Raw genomic sequence first — 25,836 nt, 5'->3', positions numbered from 1 at the left:
CCGAAAACGCATCGCGACCCGTAGAACAAGTTCCGAAGCGCGTTTTCGCGGGCGCTGGGCGATCTGGCCTGCCTATCAGCGTCCAACCCAGGAGAGGGACCATGCGGCAGATCGCGATTTCCGGCGCGACCCGGCTGAACCTGATCATCGGCGACCCGATCGTCCAAGTAAAATCGCCAGCGGGTCTTTCAAGAGCATTCGCGGCCGCCAGCCGCGAAGCGATCGTGGCTCCGGCGCAGATCGGCTCTGCGCAACTGGATGCGTTTATGGAGGCCCTTACCGCGATGGGAAATCTCGACGGCATCGTCGTCACCTTGCCCCATAAATTCGCCTGCTTGGCCCATTGCAGCACCATGAGCGACCGTGCCCGCCATCTTCAGGCCGTCAATGTCATGCGGCGGAACCCCGATCGCCGCTGGCATGGTGACATGCTCGACGGCCTGGGCTTCGTCGAGGCCGCGATCCGCAAGGGGTTCGATTTCGCCGGCCGCAGAGGCATTCTCGTCGGCGCCGGTGGCGCGGGCTCCGCGATCGGCCTCGCCTTGCTGGAGGCCGGCCTTTCTTCGCTCTCCGTCCATGACAGTGACACCGGCAAGCGCGACGTTCTCATTGCGAAGCTCGGCTCGCTCTCGCCGCATGTAGGCGCCGGTAGCGATGATGCGACAGGCTACGATGTCATCGTGAATGCCTCGCCCGCCGGCATGAAAGGTTTCGAGGCGACGGCTGTCGATATTGCGACAGTCGCGTCACATGCCTTCGTCGGATGCGTCGTGACGGAACCTGAGGTCACCCCGCTGATTGACCATGCAAGAAAACTCGGCTGCACGACGGTCACGGGCAGCGACATGTACGAAGCGCTCGAGGGGCGGATGCTGCGGTTCCTGATCGGCGAAGAGCCATAAAGGCACATAGGCCGCAAGGCTCCGAAAGGGCTGAGCCGAAGGCTCAAGGCGCAGGTTCGGGTACCACCCGCGCCTTGTCTCGGTTCAGCTGCCCGAAGACGTTTGCCTCGCCAACTTTCCAACGACGTTGTCGACGATCAACTGTCCGGCGCCCTGCCCAAGCGTCATGATCGACTCCGGGTGAAACTGGACTGCGGCCACTGGCTCGCTCTCGTGTTCGATCGCCATGACTACGCCATCCTCGGACATGGCGGTCACGATCAGTTCGCGCGGCAGCGCGTCCCTTTCGACATGGAGCGAGTGATAGCGGCCGACCGTCGCGTGATCGGGCAGACCCTGGAAGAGCCGTCCCTGTTTCAGGATAGCCATTCGCGACGGCTTTCCGTGCACGGGAACGGGCAGTTCTTCCAGTTTACCGCCGTAGGCCTCCGCCAGCGCCTGAAGACCTAGGCAGACGCCGAAGATCGGAATGCCACGGCTGCGTGCTTTGTCGATCGTGGCTGCGCAATCGAAGTCGCTCGGCCGTCCCGGACCGGGCGAAAGGACGAGCAGATCCGGGGCGATCCGATCGAGCTGCGCATCCGCGACCGGGGTGCGGACCGTAAACACGGTCGCTCCCGTCTGTCGAAAATAGTTGCCGAGCGTATGGACGAACGAATCCTCGTGGTCCACCAGAAGGACCGACAATCCCGCGCCCGGCAGCGACGTTCTCGCCCCAGAGGGCGCGTCTCTGGCGGTCTTCGCTTCCCTGATCGCCGCGATCATCGCGGACGCCTTCAGCTCGGTTTCGGCCTCCTCATCGGCGGGGTCGGAGTCGAAGAGGAGCGTCGCGCCCGCGCGGACCTCCGCGACACCGTCCTTGATGCGAACCGTGCGCAAAGTTAGCCCGGTATTCATGTCGCCGTTAAAGAACATCATGCCGACTGCGCCGCCATACCAGGCCCGCGCGCTCTTCTCGTTCTCCTCGATAAACCGCATGGCCCAGAGCTTGGGCGCTCCCGTTACCGTGACTGCCCACGCATGGCTTAGGAAGCCGTCGAAGGCATCCATGCCGTCCCGCAGCCTGCCCTCGATATGGTCAACGGTGTGGATCAGGCGGGAATACATCTCAATCTGGCGCCTCCCGATCACGCGGACCGAGCCGGGCTCGCAGATGCGACTCTTGTCGTTTCGGTCGACATCCGAGCACATCGTCAGCTCGGCTTCGTCCTTCTTCGAGTTCAACAGCTTGATGACCTGCTCGGAGTCCGAAATCGCATCCTGGCTGCGCTTGATCGTCCCTGCGATGGGGCAGGTCTCAATGCGCCGGCCGGTCACGCGCACGAACATCTCCGGCGAGGCACCCACCAGGTACTCGGCCTCCCCGAGATTGATAAAGAACGAATAGGGCGATGGGTTCGTAGCAGCCAGGTGGCGAAAGATGGCTGAGGGCGGGGTGTCGCATCGCTCGTAGAAGATCTGCCCCGGAACGACTTCAAAAAGGTCTCCACGCTTGAAGCTGCCCTTGGCCCGTTCGACCAGGCGCGCATATTCCCCCGGCTCGTGATCGCCCCGGGGCAGCTTCTTCGTGGATGGCGCGAAGGCGCGGGGCGGCGTGCCGCGGGACAGCCCGACAGTGCTCTCGCCATAACTGAACTCGTAGCGATCGACCCAGGCCCTCGCCGTGTAGTGATCGACCACGCAGATCTCATCGGGAATGAACAGCACCAGATCACGCTGCTCAGCAGGGCGAGCGAGCGTCAGCTCAATCGGATCGAACTGGAAGGCGAGATCGTAGCCGAACGCCCCGTAGAGGCCGAGATTGGAATCCTCCTTGGAAGAAAAGAGGGCGACCACCGCCCTCAGAACGGTAAACACGGAAGGGATGCGGGAACGGTCCTCTTCCGAGAACTCCTGATCGGGAACGGCAACCGTCAGCTCCAGCCGCTGCCCGTCGCAGCGCAAAACACGCACCTCGGAAAGTTTGCGCAGCGCCTCAACGATCGGGCGCAGCAGGATCTCGCCCCGTTGGTTCAGCGCTTCAAAGCACATGTCGCGCTGACGCACCGTAATCACGAGGGGAGGATCGACGATCGCCGTGTCCCACCGACGATAGCGGCCCGGAAACTCGTAGTTCGACGAAAAGATCGCGCCGCGACGTGTGTCCAGAGCGTCAACATAATCACTGATCGCCGTGGCATAGCCGATTTCACGCCGCGACCGATCGACGTTTACCCCGCCGGCCGAGCGATATCGCAGAGCTTCGCCTTCGATAACTTCATGGTCCATTTTGATGTCCTAGCGGTATGGAAGGCTGGGCGTTCCGGATGTTTCAGGCGCCGCTCTGGATCACCGAACAAAAAAGCCGCTCGGTAATCCCGGCGGCTCATCTTCCTCGACACAAGACGAAATGACGCACGGGCCGCCTGTTAGGGCCGCCACCAAAATCCATCGACGACATGGTTGGATATGCTCATGACATATGAGGCTAGCGCCGACATCCGGGCTTCGCAACTCGATGTCCGGCATCCCAATGCATTCAGCACCCGCGTCCCGACCAGATGAAAAATCCAAACAAGAGGGGCGTCTCGCGGCATGCCAATGTCCGGAATTTGGTCATTGGGTAAGGTCAGCTATTGGGGCAATTCATCTAGACTAGCCGATCCGGTTTTTTCGGATCGATCGAGATCGCACCGGCCAGCTTTGTAGGGCCCGTGTCACTAAAGCACCTCGCAACCCTTGTCGCTCACGCCGTCCCTGCGTTGTTCACGAACCTGGCGAGCAGCTGTATGAGGTCCACCTTCTGCCTCTTTGGCCCGACGATGAACTTGACCGAGTTACGACTCTTGCCCTCGCCTTGGCTAGTGATCCCCAGCATGCCCTCGGCCACCAGCTGTCGCTTCAGGCGCTTGGCATCGGCAGAACTTCCGACGATCGACACCATCATTTTCACTGTCAGCAGCAGGTTACCTCGCGCATCAAGGAAGGCGCCTTCGTGTTGAATGCGCTCGGCGGTCAAAGCCTGATCGAATGCGGGAAATTTTCCCGCTCTCTCCCTGATGAATTGCTTGAGCCGCTCCTCAGGGGAAAGCGGCGGGCCAACCGGAGTGGCGGTCGATTGCTGTCGGCGGAGGTAGGCTAAGCATTGGGTCAAAACCGCCTGGCCAAGGGTTGCGCGGCTCAGGGTGATGATCCCAAACCTACGGGCTAGGTCGATGGCGGCAAAGGCACGGCCGAAGGATCTCAAGGGGCGCTCGAACTCTGCACTTACCGGCCTCTTCATCGCACTGAGCAGCTTATCACGAAACAGTTTTTCCCGAGCTTCGACGTCTTTTTTGACCGCACGCGGATCCGTTCGGTGGGCTGTAATCAGCTTCCGTACAAATTCCGCCCCTGCCACCCCGTGATTCTTAGACGTGATTTTGTCCATCAATTGGAAAGTCTCGCCCAGCCCTCGCCCATGCAGGTCATCGAATACGCCGCTGTCACGATCCGGGACCTCAAGATCGATCATCCGATCGTAATGTTGGCGACCAAAGGGCTGACGCGCATGGGCTGACAGCTCAGGCATCGCATGGTTGGCTGTGATCAACACGACCGTGGAGAGATCAAGGGGGGCCTCCGATTCCGTCATGCGGCGCTTCGAACTACCCCCCTCGAATCTGAAGGCGATGTTGGCGATGAGCTCGCTGAGTTTGCGCAGGTCGCCTCCCGCGTGATGACTGGCCTCGTCGAGGAAGGCCAACATGTGTCGCCGCGTCGCCACCATCGGCTCCTGGCTGTTATCCGTGGCGTTGAGAGACATGCCGTATCCCAAGCGCGATGAAGCGTCGTCTTCTGCGTCCCATCCCCAGACCGCGCCGATAATTCTGCATATCGCGGTCTTGCCCGATCCGGCTTTTCCCGAGAGCAGGAAACTGGAGTTCGCCTGCCCACAGATCGCGTTAATTGGCCCGACGAACGCCAACGCCAGCAGAAAGATGAACAGCCGATTGCCTTCAGCGAAAGCCTCCAATTGCTGCCAACCTTGGAGGCTACCGGAGCGCCGGCATTGTCGCAGCAGATCTTCGGGCAGCCGCGCATCAATCCAGACCTGAGCGTCGGATGCCTTGGTCGCCACCACATCGTCCCCATTTCGAACGAAATGCCGGAAGTCGGGGCTGAAGCCAGGTCGCGAGAGAATGCGAATGGTGGGCTCCACTTTGGCGACGGTCTCGCAATCCTTCACGAACTTATTCCGGCTCGCTAGCGAAAGCAGTCCTGCTCCAAGGTTGTTCAGTCGCCCGACGACGCTAGGTAGATCCGCCACCGGACCGAACACGGGTCTGCTAGGGTCCTTCGTGGCGATAGCGACAAACCGATGTCGGCTCTCATCGACCGCAACTGCAAATGGTGTAAACGGTGTATTGACCGTTCGACGAAGCGGGGGCTCCTTTGATGGTTTTTTGTGATCGAGATTTTGCGATTTTATTCCATGCTTTGCATTTTTCATTGAACGTTTTGGCGTAACACTAACTCTTGTCGCGCATTTGAGGGATTTACTCATTTTATCTCCTTTCAAAGAACAATAAACAGAACTGTGTATACGGTGTATACGGTGTATTAGGTGTGAGGTAACGTAGTGGATTTCGTTGTGGCTTTTTGGCTGATCGATATTTTCTGTGTTTGCTGACTATTCGGGGCTCTCCTCCGTCAATGCCGGCGCGGGTGCGGGAACTGCGGCGCGATCGCGACGCTTTTCCTAGCGAGCCGGAGAGGGCGATGCGGGCAAGATTTCGCGCGACCGTTGAGCCGCAGCCCCCATCGCGACCGGGCGTGCACCGCAGGACAGGGGCAGATCGGGCCGCATTCCAGCAGCGCGGGAATCGACAGCTTCTGGCGATCGCGAACTGACGAGGCTGCGCGCCATCGCCACGGTCGGCTCTGCTCGCCACCGACCATGCCATCAGGCGCCACGATCGCTTCTGACTTTGGTTGGGGCTAGCGCGAGTTTGCGGCCGGCCCATCGGAGCCTCTGGAGAAACACGAACTCTTTAGGATCATGCCGACTCAGCCAGGCCAGCAGCTCTGACAGCGCGGCCTTCGGGATGGAATAGGCGCGGGCTCTGCGCGCGCCACCTTTTCCGGGCCGGTGATACAAGGGAAATTTGAGGCAATAGGAAAATTGCCGAAGCGGGTTCGTCACCTTCTCAATCTTGAGAGCTCCATCTCCGCCTGCTTTCCAAGCTTTGTCATCCAACAAGGCCAGGCTAGCTGCAGATGGGTCTCGAAGGATTAGGTGCGCATGCAGTAGCCAGCGCTTCGTCCTCGCGATGTAGGCAACCTCGACGTTGCCGAAAACAACCGTCGACGCCATGCCGGCACGTCGCAGATCCATCCGTAGTGCGTGGTTTTTCTTCTTCAGGTCGACCGAGGACAGCTGTCCTGTGGCGATTTCGGCGATATAGATCGTCGCAAATTTCAATTTTGGTGGGCCGATCTGGGCCGGCGCCGCAACTACGCTCACTGCCGCCGGCAATATCTTGCGGCGAAATAACCCTGTGCAGACAGCGCAGTAGGATTTTCCGCAGTGATCGGCGCTCGTGCACGACTCGAGATCCTCGCAGTAGCAAGCGAAGCCGGAACCGTGCTTCTTCCAACGCGCAACATTCTCGGCATTCTGCTTGATGCATTTTGCCCGACTCCGGAGTCTGAATGGCCGCGCCGAAGGGGGGATAGGGGCACTGTGCGCGTGACCGTTCAGATGCTCGTCACCGGGACACATCTTTGGCCTCACCAGCATCCGGCAATTCGTTCAGGAAGCGCTGCAGTTCAGACATAAGAATGAGGGTGCGTGCGCCGCACTTGCGGGGGCGAATGTCGCCTGCCCGGATGAGCCGATATACAGTGGCTCGACTAAGTGCACACGCGCGGGCGGCCGCTGGAACCGATAGCGCCAGCGACGCTGGGACGGGTGCGGTTGAGCACTCTTTGCTCACTGAAGTTTTTAGCGCAGTCGGCATACTGGCAAGATGAGCGCGCCAAAGCCGCGATACAACAAAAGAGAAAACTCAATTGCAATTCAGGAAAACTATTTCGCACGCTTCAAGTGCAAATCTTTGTATAAATCTGCGACTCTTCGCTCTATAATTTTGCGATCATATTTCCATTTGCTCTCGTCTGGTTCTGAAATTGAATATAAATCACAAATATTGTTGCTAATATATTTAATCGATAGTTCAGGGTTTTTAACATTCAATGCTAAGAATAGATAATCGTAAAACTCATCGTCGAATATCTTTGGTTTCTTTCCAGGCTTAGATTTTGTTGGCTCAATCAAAAGGACTTCCTTCAGGAAGGCTGCGTCACAGTTTGTCAATTCAACGCGAAAATCCCTGTTATAATTGCGTAATATCTTCCTCATTAACGTGTATATATCTCTTCTTTTGAAATTTCCGCCTCGCATTCCATCATCATTCAATTCGATGAGTTGTTTTAAAACAGGAAAACCTTCATTTAACTCATCAGATTTATAGCTATAGGAAAAGTCAACTGAATCGATCTCTGCTGAAATTGCCTCGATAACTGGAGATAATGTAAAAATTTTGACAGTTCTATTTCGATTGCTTGATGCATCAAATCGGCGTAAAACAATATTATTATTTATCGGTATTCTTACTCCGATTGATTGCTGTGTATTTAATGATAATTGAATTTTCTTTTCAAAAATCAACAGCATAGCACGCCTTCTTTTCGCGACAGAAATGCCTGAAAGTAGGCGATCAACCGTCTGATAGCCCGGAGTTGGCATGCTATATTCCTTCGCGTTCTGAGAAACAGAAGTTCTCCCAAGCTATCATGAGCTCGCGGCGCCGCTCAAACATGTCTCCTCGCCGATACGCGGCTTCGACTTTGTTCAGGATCGTGTGCGCCAAAGCCATCTCGGCAAGCTCCTGTGGAAACGATGTTTGCTCAGCGACCCAGTCTCGGAATGTGGACCGGAAGCCGTGGGGCGTGATATCGGCCCTTTTCCATCGCTTCAGCAGCGCAAGCATGGCGAAGTTCGACATCGGACTGTCGCTTTTCCCGGAATGGAATAGCGGAAAACGAGCCTTGTTTCCGGGGCCGAGGATCGCCAGAGCTTCCGGACCGAGTGGAATTCTGTGCTCGCGAGCTGCCTTCATTCGATCGGGGGGAATAGTCCACGTCGATTTCTCGTTATCAATCTCGATCCATGTCGCCCCAACCACCTCTCCGGTGCGCGCCGCTGTAAGGATCGTGAAGAGAAGGGCGCGGGCAGCCGTTGCGTCTGACGCCAGCAACTGCCTGACGAAGGCCGGGAGATCGGCATATGGTAGGGCGGGGTGATGCCTCACCTTTCGGACTTTGGTGCGCACCGGCAGCAACGCGTCGAGATGGCCGCGCCAACGGGCAGGGTTGTCGCCGCTGCGATAGCCCCGCACCGTTGCCCAGTTCAAAACCGCTTCGATCCGGCCCCGTACGCGACTGGCCGTCTCCGTCTTCGTCGGCCAAATTGGCTCCAGGACGCGCATGACCAGTTCAACATCGATCAGATCGACGGGCTTGTCGCCGAAAACCGGTCCTGCGTACCTGTCGAGCGTGCTTGTCCATTGGGCGCGGTGCTTGGGATTCTTCCACCCATGCTCATGGGCGGCGAGGAACAATTGCGTGCAGGCATTGAAAGTGGGCTGTGATGAAGTCGTCGGGCTGAACCTAGCCTTTCGCTCTTCAATCGGATCTCGACCATCCAAGAGTTCCTTCCGGCATGCCAAGGCGGCCTGGCGGGCTTCAGCGAGGCCGATAGTATGCAGAGGCCCTAACCCCATCGCGCGTGCCTTGCCTCGGCGCATAAAACGAAACAGCCAAGACTTCGCTCCGGTCGGTCCGATCTGTAGGTATAATCCTGCACCGTCTCCGTAGATCCCAGGCTCGCGCAGATTCTTGATGGCGATCGAGGTCAAGATTCCGATGCGCCTTGCCATATCATGACCCGCAAAATGACCCACAAACAACGATGAGATGTAGCGCGACACAATGAGACGTGTCGAGCCAAAATTGCAGGAACTTGGCCCGACATCGCCGATTTTGAGACAGACTGAGACGAGCTGAGATGGCGGAGGCGGCCTCCCTGTCCGCCATCATCCCGCTAAGGGTTTGATCCCAGCTTCCCCCATTCTTGTGCGGACTGCACCGGCTCTCTCGCCGTGTCGCCGCGCTATCAGGCCGGAAATCGTCTGCTCAGATAAGGCGAGCCCTTCAGCCCGAAACGCCATGGCTGTTCACGGGCTTTGCTGATTCCGACGCGTGGACCGGTGACGACCTCAGCTGCATAGGCGCGATCCTTCATGCAGAAGGGCTTTTTACTTACCGAAAGACCATCATGGCCGGCGTCGATCCCAAGCGCCTGGGTTAGGCGTCCGGGGCCTGTGCACAGGGCTTGCGCGCGGCCGCGCCTTCCAACCATATCGCCGAGGCCGGCAGTCGGCTCGAGCGCGCGCAGCAGGACGGCGCCGCCATCCTTCGCCACGATGTTGAAACACCAGTGAAGCCCATAAGACCGGTATACATACGCGGTACCTGCCTGGCCGAACATCGCGGCGTTTCGCGACGTCGGTCCCGCAAAGCTGTGCGACGCCGGGTCGTCGCGCGTATACGCCTCCGTTTCCACGATGACGCCGCCTACTCCTGCCACGAAGATGGAGACCCCGATCAAGCGGACAGCGAGTTCGGGCGCTGACTGATCGAAGGCCTCGACCGGAAACGGCGGCGGGGAGCGGTCGCTGTGGGGACCAGGTGTCATTGTATTCAGTCCACATTGCCACAGCGGCGCGATGTTCAAGGCGGCGTTACAGGCTTCTGCTTGCCTTGACCGCGCTCGACCATGCGATGAATGCCGGGATATGAGATTCGGCCCCGGTGTTCACGAAAGATCGCTCTCCTACGCGGAATCGCCTTCCCATCGGTCGCGCAGAACGTTCAGGCTCGATGCTGACACGGCGCCGTTTTAAATCACCCAACTTGCTGGGCTTCATCGACAGCTGCGACCGCCTTCCCGCCGGAATTGGTCTCAAGTTCCGGCGTCAGCCGCGATGATCGATTACTGTACGCCTGTGGCATTCTCAGGTAGCCGTGGACGAAAGAGTTCTCCTGCTCTTTAGTGATAGCGGATGCGACAGGGATAGATCATGAATATACATTCCGACAAGACCACGAACGGCGAGGCCGCCGCCAGGGCTTCGCTCGCCGGCTAAACGCCGATGCTTCGTGTCTTTTGCTTGCCACCGACATCCGAGACATCGGGTGTCGGCGAGCGGGGCAAAACCTCGAAGCCTTGGTGTGATCGGGGCGCTTGATCTGAAGGGCCCATTGCCCGATCTCGGTCAGATATCTCTTCAGTTTGTCGCCGCGTTGCTGCCACGGGCCATCGGCTCAGCGAACGCGGGCCGAAGGGCCGAAGGGCGTGCGCTCGAAAACGCATCCGCCTCGGCTCGCCTCGCTTGCTCAACGCTTCTGGTTGTAGACGTCGAGGCACACCGCGCCGAGCAGGACCAGGCCCTTGATCACCTGCTGGTAGTCGATGCCGATGCCCAGGATCGACATGCCGTTGTTCATCACACCCATGATGAGCGCCCCGATCACAGCGCCGGAGACCCGGCCAACGCCGCCATAGGCCGAGGCCCCGCCGATGAAGCAGGCGGCGATCACGTCGAGCTCGAAGCCCAGTCCCGCCTTCGGGGTCGCCGTGTTGAGGCGCGCTGCGAAGACGAGCCCCGCCAGCGCCGCCAGCACGCCCATGTTGACGAAGGTCAGGAAGGTCAGCCACTCGGTGCGCACACCCGAGAGCTTGGCGGCGCGCGCATTGCCGCCGACCGCGTAGATCTGCCGGCCGATGCTGGTCCGTGTCGTCACGAAGGCATAGAGCGCGATCAGCAGCCCCATCACCACCAGCACGTTCGGCAGGCCGCGATAGGAAGCGATGAGATAGGTCGCGTAGAGGATGATCGCGGCGAAGGCGAGGTTCTTGGCGACGAAGAAGCCCTGCGGCTCGACCGGGATGCCATGGCCCTGCTGGCGCGCGCGGCTCTTGAGATTGAGCACCACGAGCAGGATCGCGAGCGCGGCCCCGATCGCCAGCGAGGTCGGGTAGAGCGCGCCCGCTTCCGGCAGCAATTCGGGGATGAAGCCCGAGGACAGCTTCTGGAAGGTCGGCGGGAACGGCCCCAGCGACTGGCCTTGCAGGATCGCCAGCGCCAGGCCCTTGAAGACGAGCATGCCCGCCAGCGTCACGATGAAGGACGGGATCTTGAAATAGGCGACCCAGTAGCCCTGCGCCGCGCCGATCAGGGCGCCCAGCGCCAGGCAGATCAGGGCGGCCGGCACGAAATGCATCTCGTAGCGCACCATCAGTACGGCCGCGACCGCGCCGACCGCGCCCGCCACCGAACCGACCGAAAGGTCGATATGGCCGGTGACGATGACCATCAGCATGCCCAGCGCCATGATGACGATGAAGCTGTTCTGCAGGACGAGGTTGGTCAGGTTCAGCGGCCGAAGCAGCGTACCCCCCGTGACGACCTGGAAGAACAGCATGATCGCCACCAGCGACATCAGCATGCCGTAGTCGCGCAGGCCCGTTTTCAGGTGGCTTCCGGCCGGCCTCACAGGGCCCCCGCTCAAGGTTTCACTGCTCATGCTCTTGCCTCCCGTTGCGCATAATGGCGCGCATGATCTTTTCCTGGCTCGCATCGGCGGCCGCGAATTCGCCGACGAAGGCGCCGTCATTCATCACGCAGATGCGGTCGCAGATGCCCAGCAGTTCCGGCATTTCCGACGAGATCATGATGACGCCGCGGCCTGAATCCGCCAGCTCGTTGATGATGCAGTAGATTTCGTATTTGGCCCCGATGTCGATTCCGCGCGTCGGCTCGTCCAGGATCAGGACCTTGGGCTCGGTGAAGAGCCATTTTGACAGCACGACCTTCTGCTGATTGCCGCCCGAAAGCTGGCCGGCCTCCTGGTAGACGCTGGAGCTGCGGATACCCATCCGCGCGCGGTAGCCCTGCGCGACCTTGAGCTCGGCCATGTCGTCGACGACGCCGCCGGGCGCGACAGCCGCGAGATTGGCCAGCGTCATGTTCTTGCGGATGTCCTCCGCCAAGATGAGTCCGAGTTCCTTGCGGTCCTCAGTGACATAAGCGAGCCCGGCATCGACGGCCCGCCTCACGGTCGAGAGATCGACGTCGCGGCCCTCCAGCGTCGCCGTCCCGCTGATCTGGCGGCCATAGGAGCGGCCAAAGACGCTCATCGCAAATTCGGTCCGGCCCGCGCCCATCAGCCCGGCGATGCCGACGATCTCGCCGCGCCGGACATGGAAGTCGATACCCTTGATCATGCGCCGGCCGGCATCCTGCGGATGAAAGACGCTCCAGTCTTTGACCTGGAAAATGACTTCCCCGATCTTCGGCTCGCGCTTGGGATAGCGATGCTCGAGATCGCGATCGACCATGCTACGGATGATGCGGTCTTCCTCGACCGGGCCGGCGCGGCAGTCGAGCGTGTCGACGCTGCGCCCGTCGCGCAGCACGGTGATATGGTCGGCGACGCGCGCGACCTCGTTGAGCTTGTGCGAGATCAGGATCGAGGAGATGCCCTGCGTCCGCAGTTCGACGAGAAGATCGAGCAGCGCTTCGCTGTCGCGTTCGTTGAGGCTCGCGGTCGGCTCGTCCAGGATCAGCAGGCGGACATCCTTGGACAGCGCCTTGGCGATCTCGACGAGCTGCTGCTTGCCGACACCGAGATCGATGACGCGGGTGTCGGGCGCCTCGTTCAGCCCGACTTTGGCCAGCAGCGCCAGCGCGCCGCGATAGACGGCTCCCCGGTCAATCACCCCGAATGCGGTGGGTGGATTGGAGAGATAGATGTTCTCGGCGATCGACAGGAGCGGGATCAGCGCCAGCTCCTGATGGATGATGATGATGCCGAGCGCCTCGGAATCGTTGATGTCGCGGAAGCGTCGCTCCTCACCGTCGAAGACGATCGCGCCGTCATAGGAGCCGTGCGGATAGACGCCGCTGAGCACCTTCATCAGGGTCGACTTGCCGGCGCCGTTCTCGCCGACGACAGCGTGGATTTCGCCGGGTTCGACCGAAAACGAGACGTCGCTCAGGGCCTTCACCCCCGCGAACGCCTTGCTGATGCCCTGCATGGCCAGGATCGAGTTCATCATTATGCTCCGCCAAGTGACGGATCGGCGGCCCCGCCGGAAGCGGGACCGCGCGACCGCGGCACTTACTTGATCTGGCCGGCCTTGTAGTAGCCCGACGCGATCAGGATCGTTTCCCAGTTCGACTTGTCGACGGCGACCGGTGTCAGCAGGAAGGACGGCACGGTCTTGCGGCCGTTGTTGTAGGTCTTGGTGTCGTTGACCGACACCTCCTTGCCGCTGAGCATGGCATCGACCATGTCGGCGGTGACCTTGGCGAGTTCGCGGGTGTCCTTGAAGATGGTCGAATACTGCTCGCCTGCGACGATCGACTTGACCGAGGGCACTTCGGCGTCCTGGCCGGAGACGAACGGCATCTTCATCGAGCCCGAGCCGTAGCCGACGCCCTTGAGCGACGACAGGATGCCGATCGAGATGCCGTCATAAGGCGAGAGCACCGCGTCGATGCGCTTGTTGTTGTAGTAGGCGCTGAGCAGGTTATCCATGCGCGCCTGGGCGGTGGCTCCGTCCCAACGTAGCGTCGAGACCTTGTCCATGCCCATCTGGCCGCTGGCGACGACGACCTGCTTTGAGTCGATGAGCGGCTTCAGCACCGACATCGCGCCGTCATAGAAGAAGTAGGCGTTGTTGTCGTCGGGCGAGCCGCCGAAGAGTTCGATGTTGAACGGCCCCTTCGCCTCGGGCAGACCCAGCCCCTTCACCAGCGTCTGCGCCTGCAGGACGCCGACCTTGAAGTTGTCGAAGGTCGCATAATAATCGACATTCGGTGAGTTCCGGATCAGGCGGTCATAAGCGATCACCTTGGTGCCGGCAGCGGCCGCCTGCTGCAGGATGTCGGACAGGGTGGTGCCATCGATCGCTGCGATCACCAAAACCTTGGACCCCTTGGTGACCATGTTCTCGATCTGAGAGAGCTGGTTGGGGATGTCGTCCTCGGCATATTGCAGATCGGTGTTGTAGCCGCGTTCTTTCAGCACCTTCACGATGTTGTCGCCGTCCGCGATCCAGCGGGCGGATGATTTTGTCGGCATGGCGATGCCGACGGTGGGCTTGGATTGGGCCAGCGCAGGCCCCGCAAAGGCAAGCGCGCCCAGCGCGAGAGCGGAAAGTAGTGTCGTGATCCTGGGTGTCATCGTTTTCTCCTTGGGTTGAACTCATCGCCGCTTGATCGCGGTCTTGGTCGGGTTTTCATGGTCGCTGCGCGACTTTCAATGCGCCCCCAGCCTGACGCGCGGCTGAGCTCTTCCGACCGCGCCGGGCGTGAGTACGAAGGTCGCGCCGCCCTGCGGATCAGCGGCGCGTGCGGCTTCATCCTGCCCCTCCTGCGCGCTCGTGACCATAAGACGATCGAAGGCCCTGCCGACGAAGACCGGACAGCTCGGTTGGCGTGCCGGCACGGCCAGGCTACGCACGATCTCGCCCTGGCCGGTCAAGGCGTCGATGCGCGAGCCTCCCCAGCGCGCGACCCAGATCAGCCCCTCGGAATCCATCGCCGCACCATCCAGGCCTTCGCCGCCATCCGAAAGGCGCAAGGGCGTGGGCGCATCCGTAGGCAGTCCGGACATAGGATCGAGCGGCACCCGATAGAGCGCTTTCCGGGCCGTGTCGGAGAAGAACCCCTGCGTGCCGTCGGCCGAAAAGCAGATTGTGTTGGGGATCGTCAGCCCCTCGAAAAGCAGCACGACCTGGCCGCCCGACAGCGCATAGATCGACGCGGCGCCGTGCTCGGCCGTCTTGCTCATCATGCTGAACCAGAAGGCGCCGCCAGGATGCACGCCTGCATCGTTCGAGCGGGTCGTCGCGTCGTCGGCTTGGACGCCGCGAAACAACGTAAGCGCGCCGTCGCGGCGTTCACGCAAATAGAGGCCGCTCTCAGTGGCGACGATCTGTCGGTTCTCGTCGATGGCGGCCAGCGCCGAGGCCATCAGTGGTAGCTCATGGGTCGCAACGGCGCCGATTCCGAAATCGACCTCGAACAGCCTGCGCTCCAGAATGTCGAACCAGAAGGCAGTATCGGTCGCTGCATCATAGGCCGGGCCTTCGCCGAGATGGCAGCGCGTCTCGCCCAGCAGCACGGGAGCGGGCAAGACTGCCTGTGTTGCGTTCACCATGTGAAAGCCTCCACGCCCCGGCGCTTACCCAGCAGAAACGCATCTGCCACCAACTGCAGCGGCGCCAGGTCGACATCGCTCTCCCGCTGCGAAACGAGATGGACGAAACGGCGATAGAGCGCCGGATACTCCGCCTCCGGTTCGTCGACGAGCGCGCGGCCATCATGGTCGAGCTTCGCGCCGCCCGCCGAAAGCATCAGCGTTCCGCCTTCCGTCTCGATGCGCATGTCCCAGCTTTGCGGCCCGCTCTGCAGGAAATCGAACTCCGCCCGGATCGGCAGGCCGGTCTCGTCGGCAAGGTCGAGTTCGGCCGCGATCGGCGCCTCGCGGTTGGCGGGAAAGGCGAGCCCGGCAGCCCGGAGGAACACCGGGCGCGGCAGGATGCGGGTCAGGATTGACAGCGCGTTGATGCCGGGATCGAACACGCCGAGCCCGCCGGCCTCGAAGATCCAGTCCTGACCGGGATGCCAGACCCGCACATCCTCGCGCCAGTCGATCTTGACCGACAGTGGCCGGTTCGCGGCGAGAAGGGCGCGTGCCGGTTCGACGGCCGGCGCATGGCGGGAATGCCAGGTCGCAAACAGCGTCAGGCCCCTGCCTCGCGCGGTGGCGATCAGCGGCGCAAGCTCGCTGACCGTCGCGCCGGGCGGCTTTTCCAGCATGACATGCTTGCCGGCCGCCAGAGCGAGCGCGGCCTGTGCCCGGCGCACCTGCGGCGGGGTGCAGAGCGCCACCGCATCGACCGCGATATTGGAGGCAAATAGCTCTTCGAGCGTCTCAAAACACGGCACGCCGTCCAGCGTCGCATTGCGGCTGACGACGGCGGCGATCGCGATATCGCGCAGGCCCGCAACCGCGGGCAGATGCTGGTCGCGGGCGATCTTGCCCAATCCGACGATGGCGAGCCGCAGCATGGTCACTTGCCCCAGCGGAGAACGGCGGCATCGAGGCTTTTTGCAATCTCGATCAGCCCGGCCTGCGTCGCAGGGTGAGGCAATTCGAGCGGATGACGCAAGGCGGCCGATCCGATAATCCCGCCTTCCTTCATCAGGATCTTCGCAGCCGACAGGCCGGTCTGGCGATTCTCGTAGTTGATCAGCGGCAGCCAGCGCGCGTAAGCGGCAACCGCTTCGTCCCGGCGCCCTGCGAAATAGGGATCGACGATCTGGCGGATGCCGTCGGGATAGCCGCCGCCGGTCATCGCGCCGGTCGCGCCGGCATCGAGATCGGCCATCAGCGTGATCGCCTCCTCGCCATCCCAGGGCCCTTCGATCGTCTCGCCGCCCAGTTCGAGCAGCGTGCGCAGCTTGGCTGCGGCTTGCGCGACCTCGATCTTGAAATACGAGACGTTCTCGATCTCGCGGGCGAGTTTCGCCAGGAAGACGGGCGAGAGCGGCGTGCCGGCCACCGGCGCGTCCTGGATCATGATCGGGATCGAGATCGCATCCGAGACGCGGCGGAAGAAGGCCTCGATCGCCGCCTCGCCGACCCGGAAGGTCGCTCCGTGATAGGGCGGCATGATCATCACCATGGCCGCGCCCTTGTCCTGGGCCCGGCGCGAGCGCTCGGCGCAGACCGCGCTGCCGAAATGCGTCGTCGTCACGATGACCGGCACCCGGCCTGCGACATGGTCGAGCGCGGCGTCCATCACCGTATCGCGTTCGGCATCGGTCAGCACGAACTGCTCGGAGAAGTTCGCCAGAATGCACAGTCCGTCCGAGCCCGCCCCGATCATGAAGTCCAGGCAGCGGCGCTGGCCTTCGAGATCGAGTGTGCCGTCGTCGTGGAAGATGGTCGGCACGACGGGGAAGACGCCGCGATAGGGTCGGGAGGCTGCAGGCATGGCCGGGCTCAATCCTGGTTTGTGAGAAGGTGGGACGGGGCGACGAGACGATGCGGCCCGGGGAGCCGTCCGGAAGCATCGGTATGCGTCGCGCCGTGGCGGCGCAATCCATTGAAGATGACGCCGACCATGGCGTCGGCCGCACCCTCGATGTTGCGGGCCGCGATAGCGTCGACGATCTTCTTGTGCGCGATGATGACGATGTCCCGCTCGGGTTCCTCGACCGGCGCGCTCAGCAGAAAGGAGGCCCGCAGCGCAACGTCGATGACGCCGCCGACCGAGCGCATGAACGGATTGCCCGAGGCATTGGCGACCGCCACATGAAGCGCGAGATCGGCATCGGCGAACGCCACGGAATCGGACGGTTCGCGCTGCATCGCGGTCAGGCCCGCGCGCATCGCGGCGAGATCAGCCTCGGTCCTGCGCTCTGCGGCCAGGGCCGCCGCGCGCGGCTCGACCGCCAGCCGGATTTCGGCAAGATCGTCGAGGAAACGGCGGTCGATGCCGGCCTGAAGGTGCCAGGCCAGTAGATCGCTGTCGAACATGTTCCAGGCGGCCCGCTCTCGCACCACCGTGCCCACTCGTGCCTTGGTGGTGAGCAGGCCCTTGGCGACGAGCGTCTTCACGCTTTCGCGGAGCACGGGACGCGAGACGCCGAAGCGCAGCATCAGTTCGGCGTCGCCGGCGAGCTTGGAACCTTCCCTGGCGCGGCCGGCGATGATGTCCATCGCAACCATCCGTGCCACCTCGGCGTGGTTGGAGTGCTCCCGCCGTTCGGGAACCGCGACGATTCCGGGTTTCATGGCGTGGTCCCCTTTGCAGTGGCGCCCCGAACGGAACGGCGAGCGAGGGCCAGCGTCGCCTGCTGGAAAGCGATGAAGGAAAACAGCAGGACGCCGGTGACGATCTTGGTCCACCAGCTCGACAAACTGCCATCGAAATTGATGTAGGTCTGGATCAGCCCCTGCATGAGCACGCCCAGGAACGTCCCCACCATGAAGCCGTGCCCGCCTGTCAGCAGCGTGCCGCCGATCACCACCGCCGCGATCGTGTCGAGTTCGACGCCGACCGCCGAAAGCGAATAGCCCGACGAGGTGTAGAGCGAGAAGACGATGCCCGACAGCCCTGCCAGGAAGCTCGACAGGGCATAGATCGCAACCGTATGGCGCCCCACCGTGATCCCCATCAGCCCGGTCGAGACCCGGCTGCCGCCGAGCGCATAGACATTGGTCCCGAAGCGCGTCAGGTGCAGCACGATGCCGCCGGCCAGGAAAACCGCGAGCATGACCATGCCCACCACGCTCAGGCGGCCGCCGCCCGGCAAGCGGAACGCGAAATCGGAGATCGCACTGTAGAGGGGCGCCGTGACGGGGATCGACTCCGTAGACAACAGGAAGCTCGCGCCACGCGCCAGGAACATCCCCGCCAGCGTCACGATGAAGGGCGGCATGTCGAAGTGCTGGATCAGCGCCCCCATCGCGGCGCCAAACAGCGTCGCGACGAACAGCACGAGAATGAAGGCCGCGAGCGGCGGAATACCCCATGTCTCGATCGCCAGCGCGAGGAAGACCGTTGTGAACCCCACCACCGAACCGACCGACAGGTCGATGCCGCCCGAGATGATGACGAAGGTCATGCCCACCGCCAGAATGCCGAGGAAGGCGTTGTCGGTCAGCAGATTCGCGACCACGCGCGTCGACAGGAAGGCCGGGAACTGGAGCGCGCAGATCGCATAGCCGAGCGCGAAGACGCAGGCGGTGACGACGACGGGAAGATACCGCGTCATGCCGGCCTCCGGGACAGCAGCACGCCGATGCCCGACAGGCGCGGCGATTGCGCCAGCAAGACCAGCAGCACGACGACCGCCTTCACCACAAGGTTGAATTCGGGCCTGAAGCCGGCCAGCAGGATGCCGGTGTTCATCGCCTGGATGATCAGCGCGCCCAGCACGGCGAGAGGCAGGCTGAAGCGGCCGCCCAGCAACGAGCTGCCGGCGATCACGACCGCCAGGATGGCATCGAGCTCGAGCCAGAGCCCGGCATTGTTGGCATCGGCGCCCAGGATGTCGGCGGCGGCGACGATCCCCGCCAGCGCGGCGCAGAAACCGCTCCAGACATAGACGGCGATGGTGGTGAAGCGCGTCTCGATGCCGGCGAGCGTGCTGGCGCGTGCATTGGCGCCCGTCGCCTCGATCAGCAGGCCCAGCGCGGTGCCGCGCACCGCGATCACCGCCAATGCCAGCACGGACGCCGTCAGCACCACCGGCACCGGCAGGCCCAGGATCGCGCCCCCGCCGAACCAGGCGAGATCCGGCGACGTGAAGGTGACGATCCTTCCCTCGGTGATGAGCTGCGCGATGCCGCGCCCGGCGACCATCAGGATCAGCGTCGCGATGATCGGCTGGATGCCGAGCACGGCGACGAGGATGCCATTCCAGAGCCCGCAGAGCAGCCCGGCGCCCAGAGCCGCCAGCAGCACAACCGGCAGAGAATGCGTGTCGGCCAGTGTCGCCGCGATCGCGCCCGAGATCGCCATCACCGCACCGACCGAGAGGTCGATGCCGCGCGCCGCCACCACCAGCACCATGCCAAGGGACAAGAGCGCTACGGGCGCGCCGCGGTTGAAGACGTCGACGAAGCTGCCGAACAGGCGGCCGTCCTGCAAGCGCAGGTCGAAGAACTGCGGCGAGACCGCGAAATTAATCAGCAGAACGAGGATGAATGCCGCGATCTGCGGCAGCCCCTTGCCAGGCAGGCTGAGCTTCATCGGGATCGCTTCCTCACGCCGCGAGCAAGGGCGCATCGGCCGCGATCGCCTGCAGGATGGCGGTCACATTCACGGCCTCGCCCTCTAGCGCGGCGATCTGCCTGCGGTCGCGCATCACGATAACCCTGTCGGCATAGCTCACGATCTCCTCCAGCTCCGACGAGATGACGACGAGGGCGAGGCCTTCCCCACAGAGCTGCCGGATCAGGCGGATGATCTCGGCATGGGCGCCGACATCGATGCCGCGCGTCGGTTCGTCCAGGATGAGCAGGCGCGGCTCCGTCGCCAGCCAGCGCGCCAGCAGCGCCTTCTGCTGGTTGCCGCCCGAAAGCAGTCCGATCGGGCGCTCGGGGTCGGGCGGGCGGATGTCGAGCATGGTGATGAAACGCCGTGCGATCTCGTCCTGCTCGCGCCGCGAAAGCGGGTGCATAGCGCCGCGTCGCGCCTGCAGGGCCAGCACGATGTTCTCGCGAACTGTGAGTTCGGCGACGATGCCCTCGGTCTTGCGTTCCTCGGGGCAGTATCCAAAACGCTGCCTGATGGCGTCGCGCGGCGAGGCCAGGCGCACGGTCTCACCGTCGATCGTGAGGCCACCGCTATCGGCACGTTCGGCGCCGAAGAGCAGGCGCGCCGTCTCCGTGCGGCCGGACCCGAGCAGCCCCGCCAGGGCCACCACCTCGCCGCTCGCCAGAGCGAGGTCGAAGGGCGCGACATAGCCGGCCTTGCCGAAGCCCTCAAACCGGATCGCACCGCGCGCTTCGGGCGCGGCCTCAATGGCGGTTTTGGTGGCGCTCCTGGCCGGATGCTCCGACGCGGCCTCACTCAGCTCGCGGCCCAGCATCATCCTGATCAGCTCCATGCGCGGCAGCTGGGCCGTCTCGCGCTCGCCAACGAGCCTGCCGTTGCGCAGCACCGTGATGCGATCGGTGATCGCATAGACCTGATCAAGGAAATGGGTGACGAAGAGGATGCCGAGGCCCTTGCCGGCAAGGCCGCGCATGACGCCGAACAGGATATCGACCTCGTGCGCGTCGAGGCTGGCCGTCGGCTCGTCGAGGATAAGGAGACGCGCCGACATATCGACGGCGCGTGCGATCGCCACCAGATGCTGCACGGCGACCGAATAGTCGCCCAGCGGCGCGCCGACATCGATATCGAGGCCGAAATCGGCCAACAGCGCGACTGAGCGTCGCCGCATCTCGGCCTCGCGCACCAGCCCGAAGCGCGTCGGCTGTCGGCCCAGAAACAGGTTCTGCGCCACCGTCAGGTTCGGCAGCAGGTTGACCTCCTGATAGACCGTGGCGATGCCCGCCTTCAATGCCTCGTCGGCCGAACGCGGCGCGACCGCCGCGCCGTTCAGCGTCACCGTGCCGGCATCCCGTGTGACGACACCGGTGATGGCTTTGATGAAGGTCGACTTGCCGGCGCCGTTCTCGCCGAGCAGCGCATGGATTTCGCCGTGCCGCAGCGTGACGTCGACGCCGTCGAGCGCCGGGAAGCCCGCGAAGCTCTTTGAAAGACCACGCACGGCCAGGAGCGGCGCGGCATCGGTCGGCGACAGGGACATGGGCGCAGAACTCCACGGAGGCCGCGCCAATGGCGCGGCCGTGGGAAGAGGCTCAGGAGAGGGGCGTGCGCCCTCAGTAGCCGAGGTTCTTCTTGGAGTCGTAGACCTTCTGCGGATTGTCGGCGGCCGTGTAGAGCCTGGATTCGGTCTGGATCCATTTGGGCGGGATGGTGCCCTTGGCCTTGTAGGCGGTCAGCGCGTCGAAGGCGGGGCCCGCCATGTCGGGCGTCAGCTCGACCGTGGCATTAGCCTCGCCAGCCGCGATCGCCTTGAAGATGTCGGGCACCGCGTCGATCGAGACGGTCATGATGTCCTTGCCCGGCTTGAGGCCGGCTTCCTTCATGGCCTGGATCGCGCCGACCATCATGTCGTCGTTATGTGCATAGACGGCGCAGATCGACTTGCCGCCGCCCTCGGCCTTGATGAAGCTCTCCATCACCTCCTTGCCCTTGGCGCGGGTGAAGTCGCCGGTCTGGCTGCGGACGACCTTGATGTTGGAGGCCGAGGCGATCGCGGTGTCGAAGCCCTTCTTGCGGTTGGTCGCGACGCTGGCACCGACCGTGCCCTGAAGCTCGACGACGTTGCAGGGCTTGGAACCGACCGTCTTGGCGAGCCACTTGCCGGCGACCTCGCCCTCATGGACGCTGTCGGAGGTCACGGCCGTCAGATAAAGGTCCTTGCCTGCCGGATCGATATCGCGATCGAGCAGGATGACCGGGATCTTGGCTTCCTTGGCTTCCTTCAGCACGGCATCCCAGCCGGTCGCGACGACGGGAGCCAGGAAGATCGCGTCGACGCCCTGCGCGACGAAAGAGCGGATCGCCTTGATCTGGTTCTCCTGCTTCTGCTGCGCATCAGCGATCTTGAGGTTGATTTTGCGCTTCTTGGCCTCGCTCTTCGAGACCGACGTCTCGGCTGCGCGCCAGCCCGATTCCGAGCCGATCTGCGAAAAACCGACGGTGAGTTCCGCCGCGCTTGCGGCATTGAGACCGCCGGCCAGCGTGGTCGCGGCAAGCAGCGTTGTCATGAATGAAAAACGGCGCATGAGCTTCTCCCGGAAGATTATTGATCGAGGCGCCTCTATGTGCGCACCTCTGTTCTACCGGAGTCTTTTGAGCGTGTAAATAGTCATACTATCTTACTAATACGGCATTGGCATGGAACTGCGTCGGGCCGTGAAGAGCGCGCATACGATGATGGTGGGGCCCGAGCGGTCACAAATGCGCCGGCACCGCTCATACCCGCGGCCCCTTACCCTGGGAGACGGCGCCCATAGCTAGAAACGCCCGCAAATAGCGCGTCGGATCCCATATCGGTCATATCCGGCACGGCTTCCCCGGTGCCGGCCGCCTATGGGTCGGCGACGGCCGAATGCGAGCATGGGCTGAGCTATCGCAATACCCTTCAGATTATCGCTTTATCCTCGCGCCGTGACTTGCCCGACAAGTCCAAGACCGAGCCACTCAATCGCCCGCAACGACTAGCCTAGCCAAGGTCAAGCTTGTCGTCCGGTGATGAGCGATGTCCGCTATCGCGCATGATATTTGTTTCGTTCGACCTGCTTGGGCCGGTTCACAAAAATCTTCGATACGTTGGCAAATGTCTTTAATCGCCTCAAACTGAGAAAGGATTTGAATTCAGCGATCGGCAGAGCGGGGCTGAAATAATAGCCCTGCGCCACATTGGCCCCCTCATCGATCATGAAGTTCAAATCCGCGATCTTTTCAACACCCTCCACGACGGTAGAGAAGCCGAGGGCGCGTGCGAGTGACAAGATTGTCCGGACGATGGCCTGCTGCTCCGGGCTGGTCGCAACGTCGTGGACAAGGGATCGGTCGATCTTGAGCGTATCCACGCGCAACCGGGCCAAGGAGGACAGGTTCGAATAGCCAGTCCCGAAATCGTCGATCGCGAAGCGGATGCCCGATGAGCGCAGCTGGGACAGTTGTTGTTGAACGAGATGCGAGGACCGCATCGCTACCGTCTCCGTGATCTCCAGTTCCAGAAGCGAAGGTGCCAGGCCGGCTTCGGTGAGCAGAGCCTGAACGGTGGAACTGAACGTCGGGTCCTCCATTTGCAGGACCGACACATTCACCGCGATCCTGATCGGTGTTCCCGCGGCGGCCAGATCGCGCGCTTCGTTGACCGCACGCGTCAGGACGAAGAGTCCGAGTTCGCGAATCAGCCCAGCGTCTTCAGCAATGCCGATGAATCTCGAGGGCGCGATATCGCCTCGTTCCGGATGCGTCCAGCGCACCAGAGCTTCGGCTGCCTCGACGGCGCCGTCGGCAAGCGAAACCATGGGTTGGTAAGAGACGTGCAGAGCTCCCTGCTTCAGAGCGGCGCGCAAATCCTGCTCGATAGTCAGCCGCTCCTGCATGGCATCAGCGGCCTGCGCGGTGAAAAAGGCGTATGAACCCCGGCCCTGACGCTTGGCTTGGTACATCGCCATGTCGGCCTTGATCAGCAGATCGTCATAATCACGACCGTCCTGGCCAGACATTGCGATACCGATGCTCGTTCCTACGGTCATATGCGCGCTGCCGATAACATAGACGGCATCCAGCCGCCTGATGAGTGCTTCGGTACAGTCGCGTGCGGCGTCCGCGCCCCCCGCACTGCCGACGATTATGAGGAACTCGTCGCCTCCGAGGCGTCCTAGCCAGAACCGGTCGATCTCACCGCTCTGCTGACGTCGCTCAAAAAAATGGCTGAGGCGGGAAGCAAGCTGCCGCAGAAGCATGTCGCCCGTCTTATGGCCAAAGCTGTCATTGATCGCCTTGAACCGATCGAGATCGAGAAACAGGAAGGCGAGTCTGCCATCGTCGGACGCAAGCGCGGCGCTGCCATCGAGACGCATCTTCTCTCGATTGGACAGTCCCGTAACCTGATCGACGAAGGCCAGCTGCCCGATGCGACCCAGGCTCTCGCGCAGATTGGAGAGCATGACCTCGAACGCGAGACCAAGACTGCGCACCTCGCCGATACCTGTGGCGGTGAAGGGAATCTCGAGATCTCCATGCGTGACGGACGTTGCGGCCGAGGCAAGCTGCGGCAGGCCGCGGGTGACGCGCCTTACGCTCAACAAGACCACACCGACAAGGACGCCCAGAGATACTGCGGCCAAGATCAGGAACCAACGAAACAGGCTGTGGGCCTGCCGTTCGCTGATCGCCAACATCTCCCGTTGTGTTTCTTCGACCTCCGATGCCTCGACATGGGCGCAAATACGCAGACCGAGCAGGCTGGCCACACAGCGGGCAACGCGCTTGCTGCTTTCGTCCACGATCAGATGGTTTCCTCTCGTGTCGGACATCGGGGTGAGTTGAAGGCTGATCGGCCCCCCTGCAGAGACGATCCGGTTACTATCGAACACAACGACGCCAGCTCCGACGATGCCCGCGAACGATTCGAACGTCCTCTCAGAAGGAGCCAGCGTCCGCAATCCTATCAAAGCCCCGGTGACATCGCCAAAATCATCGAAAACCGGCTCGATCGCGAGATGGGCAATCGTGCGCCCCTTCGGCATTTCCAAAGCCTGTGTGAAACCCTCCGGGATCCGGTAGGTCGCGTAGATGGCACGGGGATCGTTTCGCCGATTATCGTCGAAGACTGACAAGATCGCTGGCTTCAGTCCCAATTTTTCCATGGCTTCAGACGCGGCCAGCAGATCCATGGCTCGGCTTGCGCCCGTTACAGTACCGGTGGCATTCGCCACGAGCACGGCGTGCAGTTCACCGGTTGCGCTGGCGGGGGCCAGAATGGCCTCGATCGCGACAGTGTTCGACGAGGCGACGGCCTTTACGATGTCCAGGCGCTGCGAGAGATAGCGTGTCTGGCGGTTGGCTTCGTTGAACAAAATGTTCAGCCGCGCTTCGGCGAGCCGTGCCTCGGCGTCAAGGCGCGTCGCGATCTGTTGGCGCGACATCTGGGCCACGGCGCTGCCTTGTTCGGCAGCGTCCTGCCTGAGGCGGACCCAGGACACGGCACCGATAAGCGTAAAGGTCAACACGCCCGTCAAAAGGACGATCCAAGCGAGGTGAACGCCGATATTGGTCCGTGTGACTCTGTCGCCCCACGCCGAGCGGACGCTGCGGGCGCGTTCGACCACTGGCGTCAAAACTGCTCGCAGCCAGACCGCGCCGCTCTTTTGAAAGGTGACGCGGGATCCCTTGGCGCTGAACCCGTCTTCTGGCACGAACCGCTCTCTGTTGAACGCAACATCCCATTCTCTAAAAGCCAAGGCTGAAATCTGCGTAAATTAATTGCGCAAAGAAAAAGGAAACAATGGCCGCTTCACTAGGGGGAATTAATTTACGCAGCTGTGCCAAGACTCTCGAAGTGCCCTAACGATGCGAGTTCCGCTGATGCGCTGCCTTGCTGTTCTTGTGCTCATTGGGTTTGCAACCGTTTGTCGTCCTGCAGGGGCCGGCGAACTTGTCGTC

Annotated in this window: 20 protein-coding genes; 1 reads left to right on the top strand and 19 read right to left on the bottom strand. The window is 62.1% G+C overall.

The annotated features are described in order from the left end of the window. Window positions 1–101 precede the first annotated feature (101 nt). Window positions 102–902, top strand: coding sequence for a shikimate dehydrogenase family protein (locus AXW83_RS15090; protein WP_066614830.1), 801 nt, complete (start codon window positions 102–104; stop codon window positions 900–902). Window positions 903–986: 84 nt separating this feature from the next. On the opposite strand, the gene AXW83_RS15085 is transcribed toward AXW83_RS15090, so the two are convergent. The 19 genes from AXW83_RS15085 to AXW83_RS28105 form a co-directional block, all read right to left on the bottom strand. Then, a complete protein-coding gene (locus tag AXW83_RS15085; protein ID WP_066614828.1) occupies window positions 987–3,170 on the bottom strand; it encodes an anthranilate synthase in 2,184 nt (727 codons plus the stop codon). Window positions 3,171–3,627: 457 nt separating this feature from the next. After that, a complete protein-coding gene (locus AXW83_RS15080) occupies window positions 3,628–5,427 on the bottom strand; it encodes a DUF927 domain-containing protein (protein WP_082767149.1) in 1,800 nt (599 codons plus the stop codon). 399 nt (window positions 5,428–5,826) lie between these two features. Then, entirely contained in the window at window positions 5,827–6,387 is a 561-nt protein-coding gene (locus AXW83_RS15075) for a hypothetical protein (RefSeq protein ID WP_082767148.1), read from the bottom strand. 244 nt (window positions 6,388–6,631) lie between these two features. Continuing rightward, the gene (locus AXW83_RS28260) at window positions 6,632–6,883 is read right to left on the bottom strand and encodes a helix-turn-helix domain-containing protein (protein ID WP_082767147.1); all 252 of its coding nucleotides are present in this window, start codon (window positions 6,881–6,883) and stop codon (window positions 6,632–6,634) included. Window positions 6,884–6,951: 68 nt separating this feature from the next. Next, window positions 6,952–7,671: a hypothetical protein gene (locus AXW83_RS27120; RefSeq protein WP_156640069.1), complete on the bottom strand. Its 720-nt coding sequence runs from the start codon at window positions 7,669–7,671 to the stop codon at window positions 6,952–6,954. Window position 7,672: 1 nt separating this feature from the next. Continuing rightward, window positions 7,673–8,842 (bottom strand): tyrosine-type recombinase/integrase, encoded by a 1,170-nt coding sequence (locus AXW83_RS15070; protein WP_335339318.1) that lies wholly within the window; start codon window positions 8,840–8,842, stop codon window positions 7,673–7,675. A gap of 257 nt (window positions 8,843–9,099) precedes the next feature. Further along, on the bottom strand, window positions 9,100–9,681 hold the full coding sequence (locus AXW83_RS15065; RefSeq protein ID WP_066614819.1) for a DNA-3-methyladenine glycosylase: 582 nt from the start codon (window positions 9,679–9,681) through the stop codon (window positions 9,100–9,102). A gap of 701 nt (window positions 9,682–10,382) precedes the next feature. Next, window positions 10,383–11,573 (bottom strand): multiple monosaccharide ABC transporter permease, encoded by a 1,191-nt coding sequence (gene mmsB / locus AXW83_RS15060; RefSeq protein WP_066614818.1) that lies wholly within the window; start codon window positions 11,571–11,573, stop codon window positions 10,383–10,385. Then, window positions 11,563–13,104, bottom strand: a complete 1,542-nt coding sequence (mmsA, locus tag AXW83_RS15055) for a multiple monosaccharide ABC transporter ATP-binding protein (protein ID WP_066614815.1) — start codon at window positions 13,102–13,104, stop codon at window positions 11,563–11,565. The genes mmsB and mmsA overlap by 11 nt, the downstream gene beginning before the upstream one ends. 65 nt (window positions 13,105–13,169) lie before the next feature. Continuing rightward, entirely contained in the window at window positions 13,170–14,237 is a 1,068-nt protein-coding gene (gene chvE, locus AXW83_RS15050) for a multiple monosaccharide ABC transporter substrate-binding protein (RefSeq protein WP_066614813.1), read from the bottom strand. Between the two features lie 75 nt (window positions 14,238–14,312). Then, entirely contained in the window at window positions 14,313–15,215 is a 903-nt protein-coding gene (locus tag AXW83_RS15045; protein WP_066614811.1) for an SMP-30/gluconolactonase/LRE family protein, read from the bottom strand. Next, on the bottom strand, window positions 15,209–16,135 hold the full coding sequence (locus tag AXW83_RS15040; RefSeq protein WP_066614809.1) for a Gfo/Idh/MocA family protein: 927 nt from the start codon (window positions 16,133–16,135) through the stop codon (window positions 15,209–15,211). The genes AXW83_RS15045 and AXW83_RS15040 overlap by 7 nt, the downstream gene beginning before the upstream one ends. Beyond that, window positions 16,132–17,058 (bottom strand): dihydrodipicolinate synthase family protein, encoded by a 927-nt coding sequence (locus tag AXW83_RS15035; protein ID WP_066614807.1) that lies wholly within the window; start codon window positions 17,056–17,058, stop codon window positions 16,132–16,134. Before AXW83_RS15035 ends, AXW83_RS15040 begins: the two co-directional genes overlap by 4 nt. Window positions 17,059–17,066: 8 nt before the next feature. Next, a complete protein-coding gene (locus AXW83_RS15030) occupies window positions 17,067–17,861 on the bottom strand; it encodes a FadR/GntR family transcriptional regulator (protein ID WP_082767146.1) in 795 nt (264 codons plus the stop codon). Beyond that, complete coding sequence (gene yjfF / locus AXW83_RS15025) at window positions 17,858–18,844, bottom strand: galactofuranose ABC transporter, permease protein YjfF (RefSeq protein WP_066614805.1); 987 nt, start codon at window positions 18,842–18,844, stop codon at window positions 17,858–17,860. The genes AXW83_RS15030 and yjfF overlap by 4 nt, the downstream gene beginning before the upstream one ends. After that, window positions 18,841–19,824 (bottom strand): ABC transporter permease, encoded by a 984-nt coding sequence (locus AXW83_RS15020; RefSeq protein WP_066614803.1) that lies wholly within the window; start codon window positions 19,822–19,824, stop codon window positions 18,841–18,843. The genes yjfF and AXW83_RS15020 overlap by 4 nt, the downstream gene beginning before the upstream one ends. A 13-nt stretch (window positions 19,825–19,837) precedes the next feature. Beyond that, window positions 19,838–21,391, bottom strand: coding sequence for a sugar ABC transporter ATP-binding protein (locus AXW83_RS15015; RefSeq protein ID WP_066614801.1), 1,554 nt, complete (start codon window positions 21,389–21,391; stop codon window positions 19,838–19,840). Window positions 21,392–21,464: 73 nt separating this feature from the next. Then, window positions 21,465–22,418, bottom strand: a complete 954-nt coding sequence (gene ytfQ / locus AXW83_RS15010; protein WP_066620555.1) for a galactofuranose ABC transporter, galactofuranose-binding protein YtfQ — start codon at window positions 22,416–22,418, stop codon at window positions 21,465–21,467. Window positions 22,419–22,919: 501 nt separating this feature from the next. Then, on the bottom strand, window positions 22,920–25,634 hold the full coding sequence (locus AXW83_RS28105) for a bifunctional diguanylate cyclase/phosphodiesterase (RefSeq protein WP_156640067.1): 2,715 nt from the start codon (window positions 25,632–25,634) through the stop codon (window positions 22,920–22,922). Window positions 25,635–25,836: the final 202 nt, after the last annotated feature.

The sequence above is a fragment of the Bosea sp. PAMC 26642 genome (assembly GCF_001562255.1).
Classification (GTDB): Bacteria; Pseudomonadota; Alphaproteobacteria; order Rhizobiales; family Beijerinckiaceae; genus Allobosea.
This window is presented reverse-complemented; position numbering and strand designations above follow the sequence as displayed.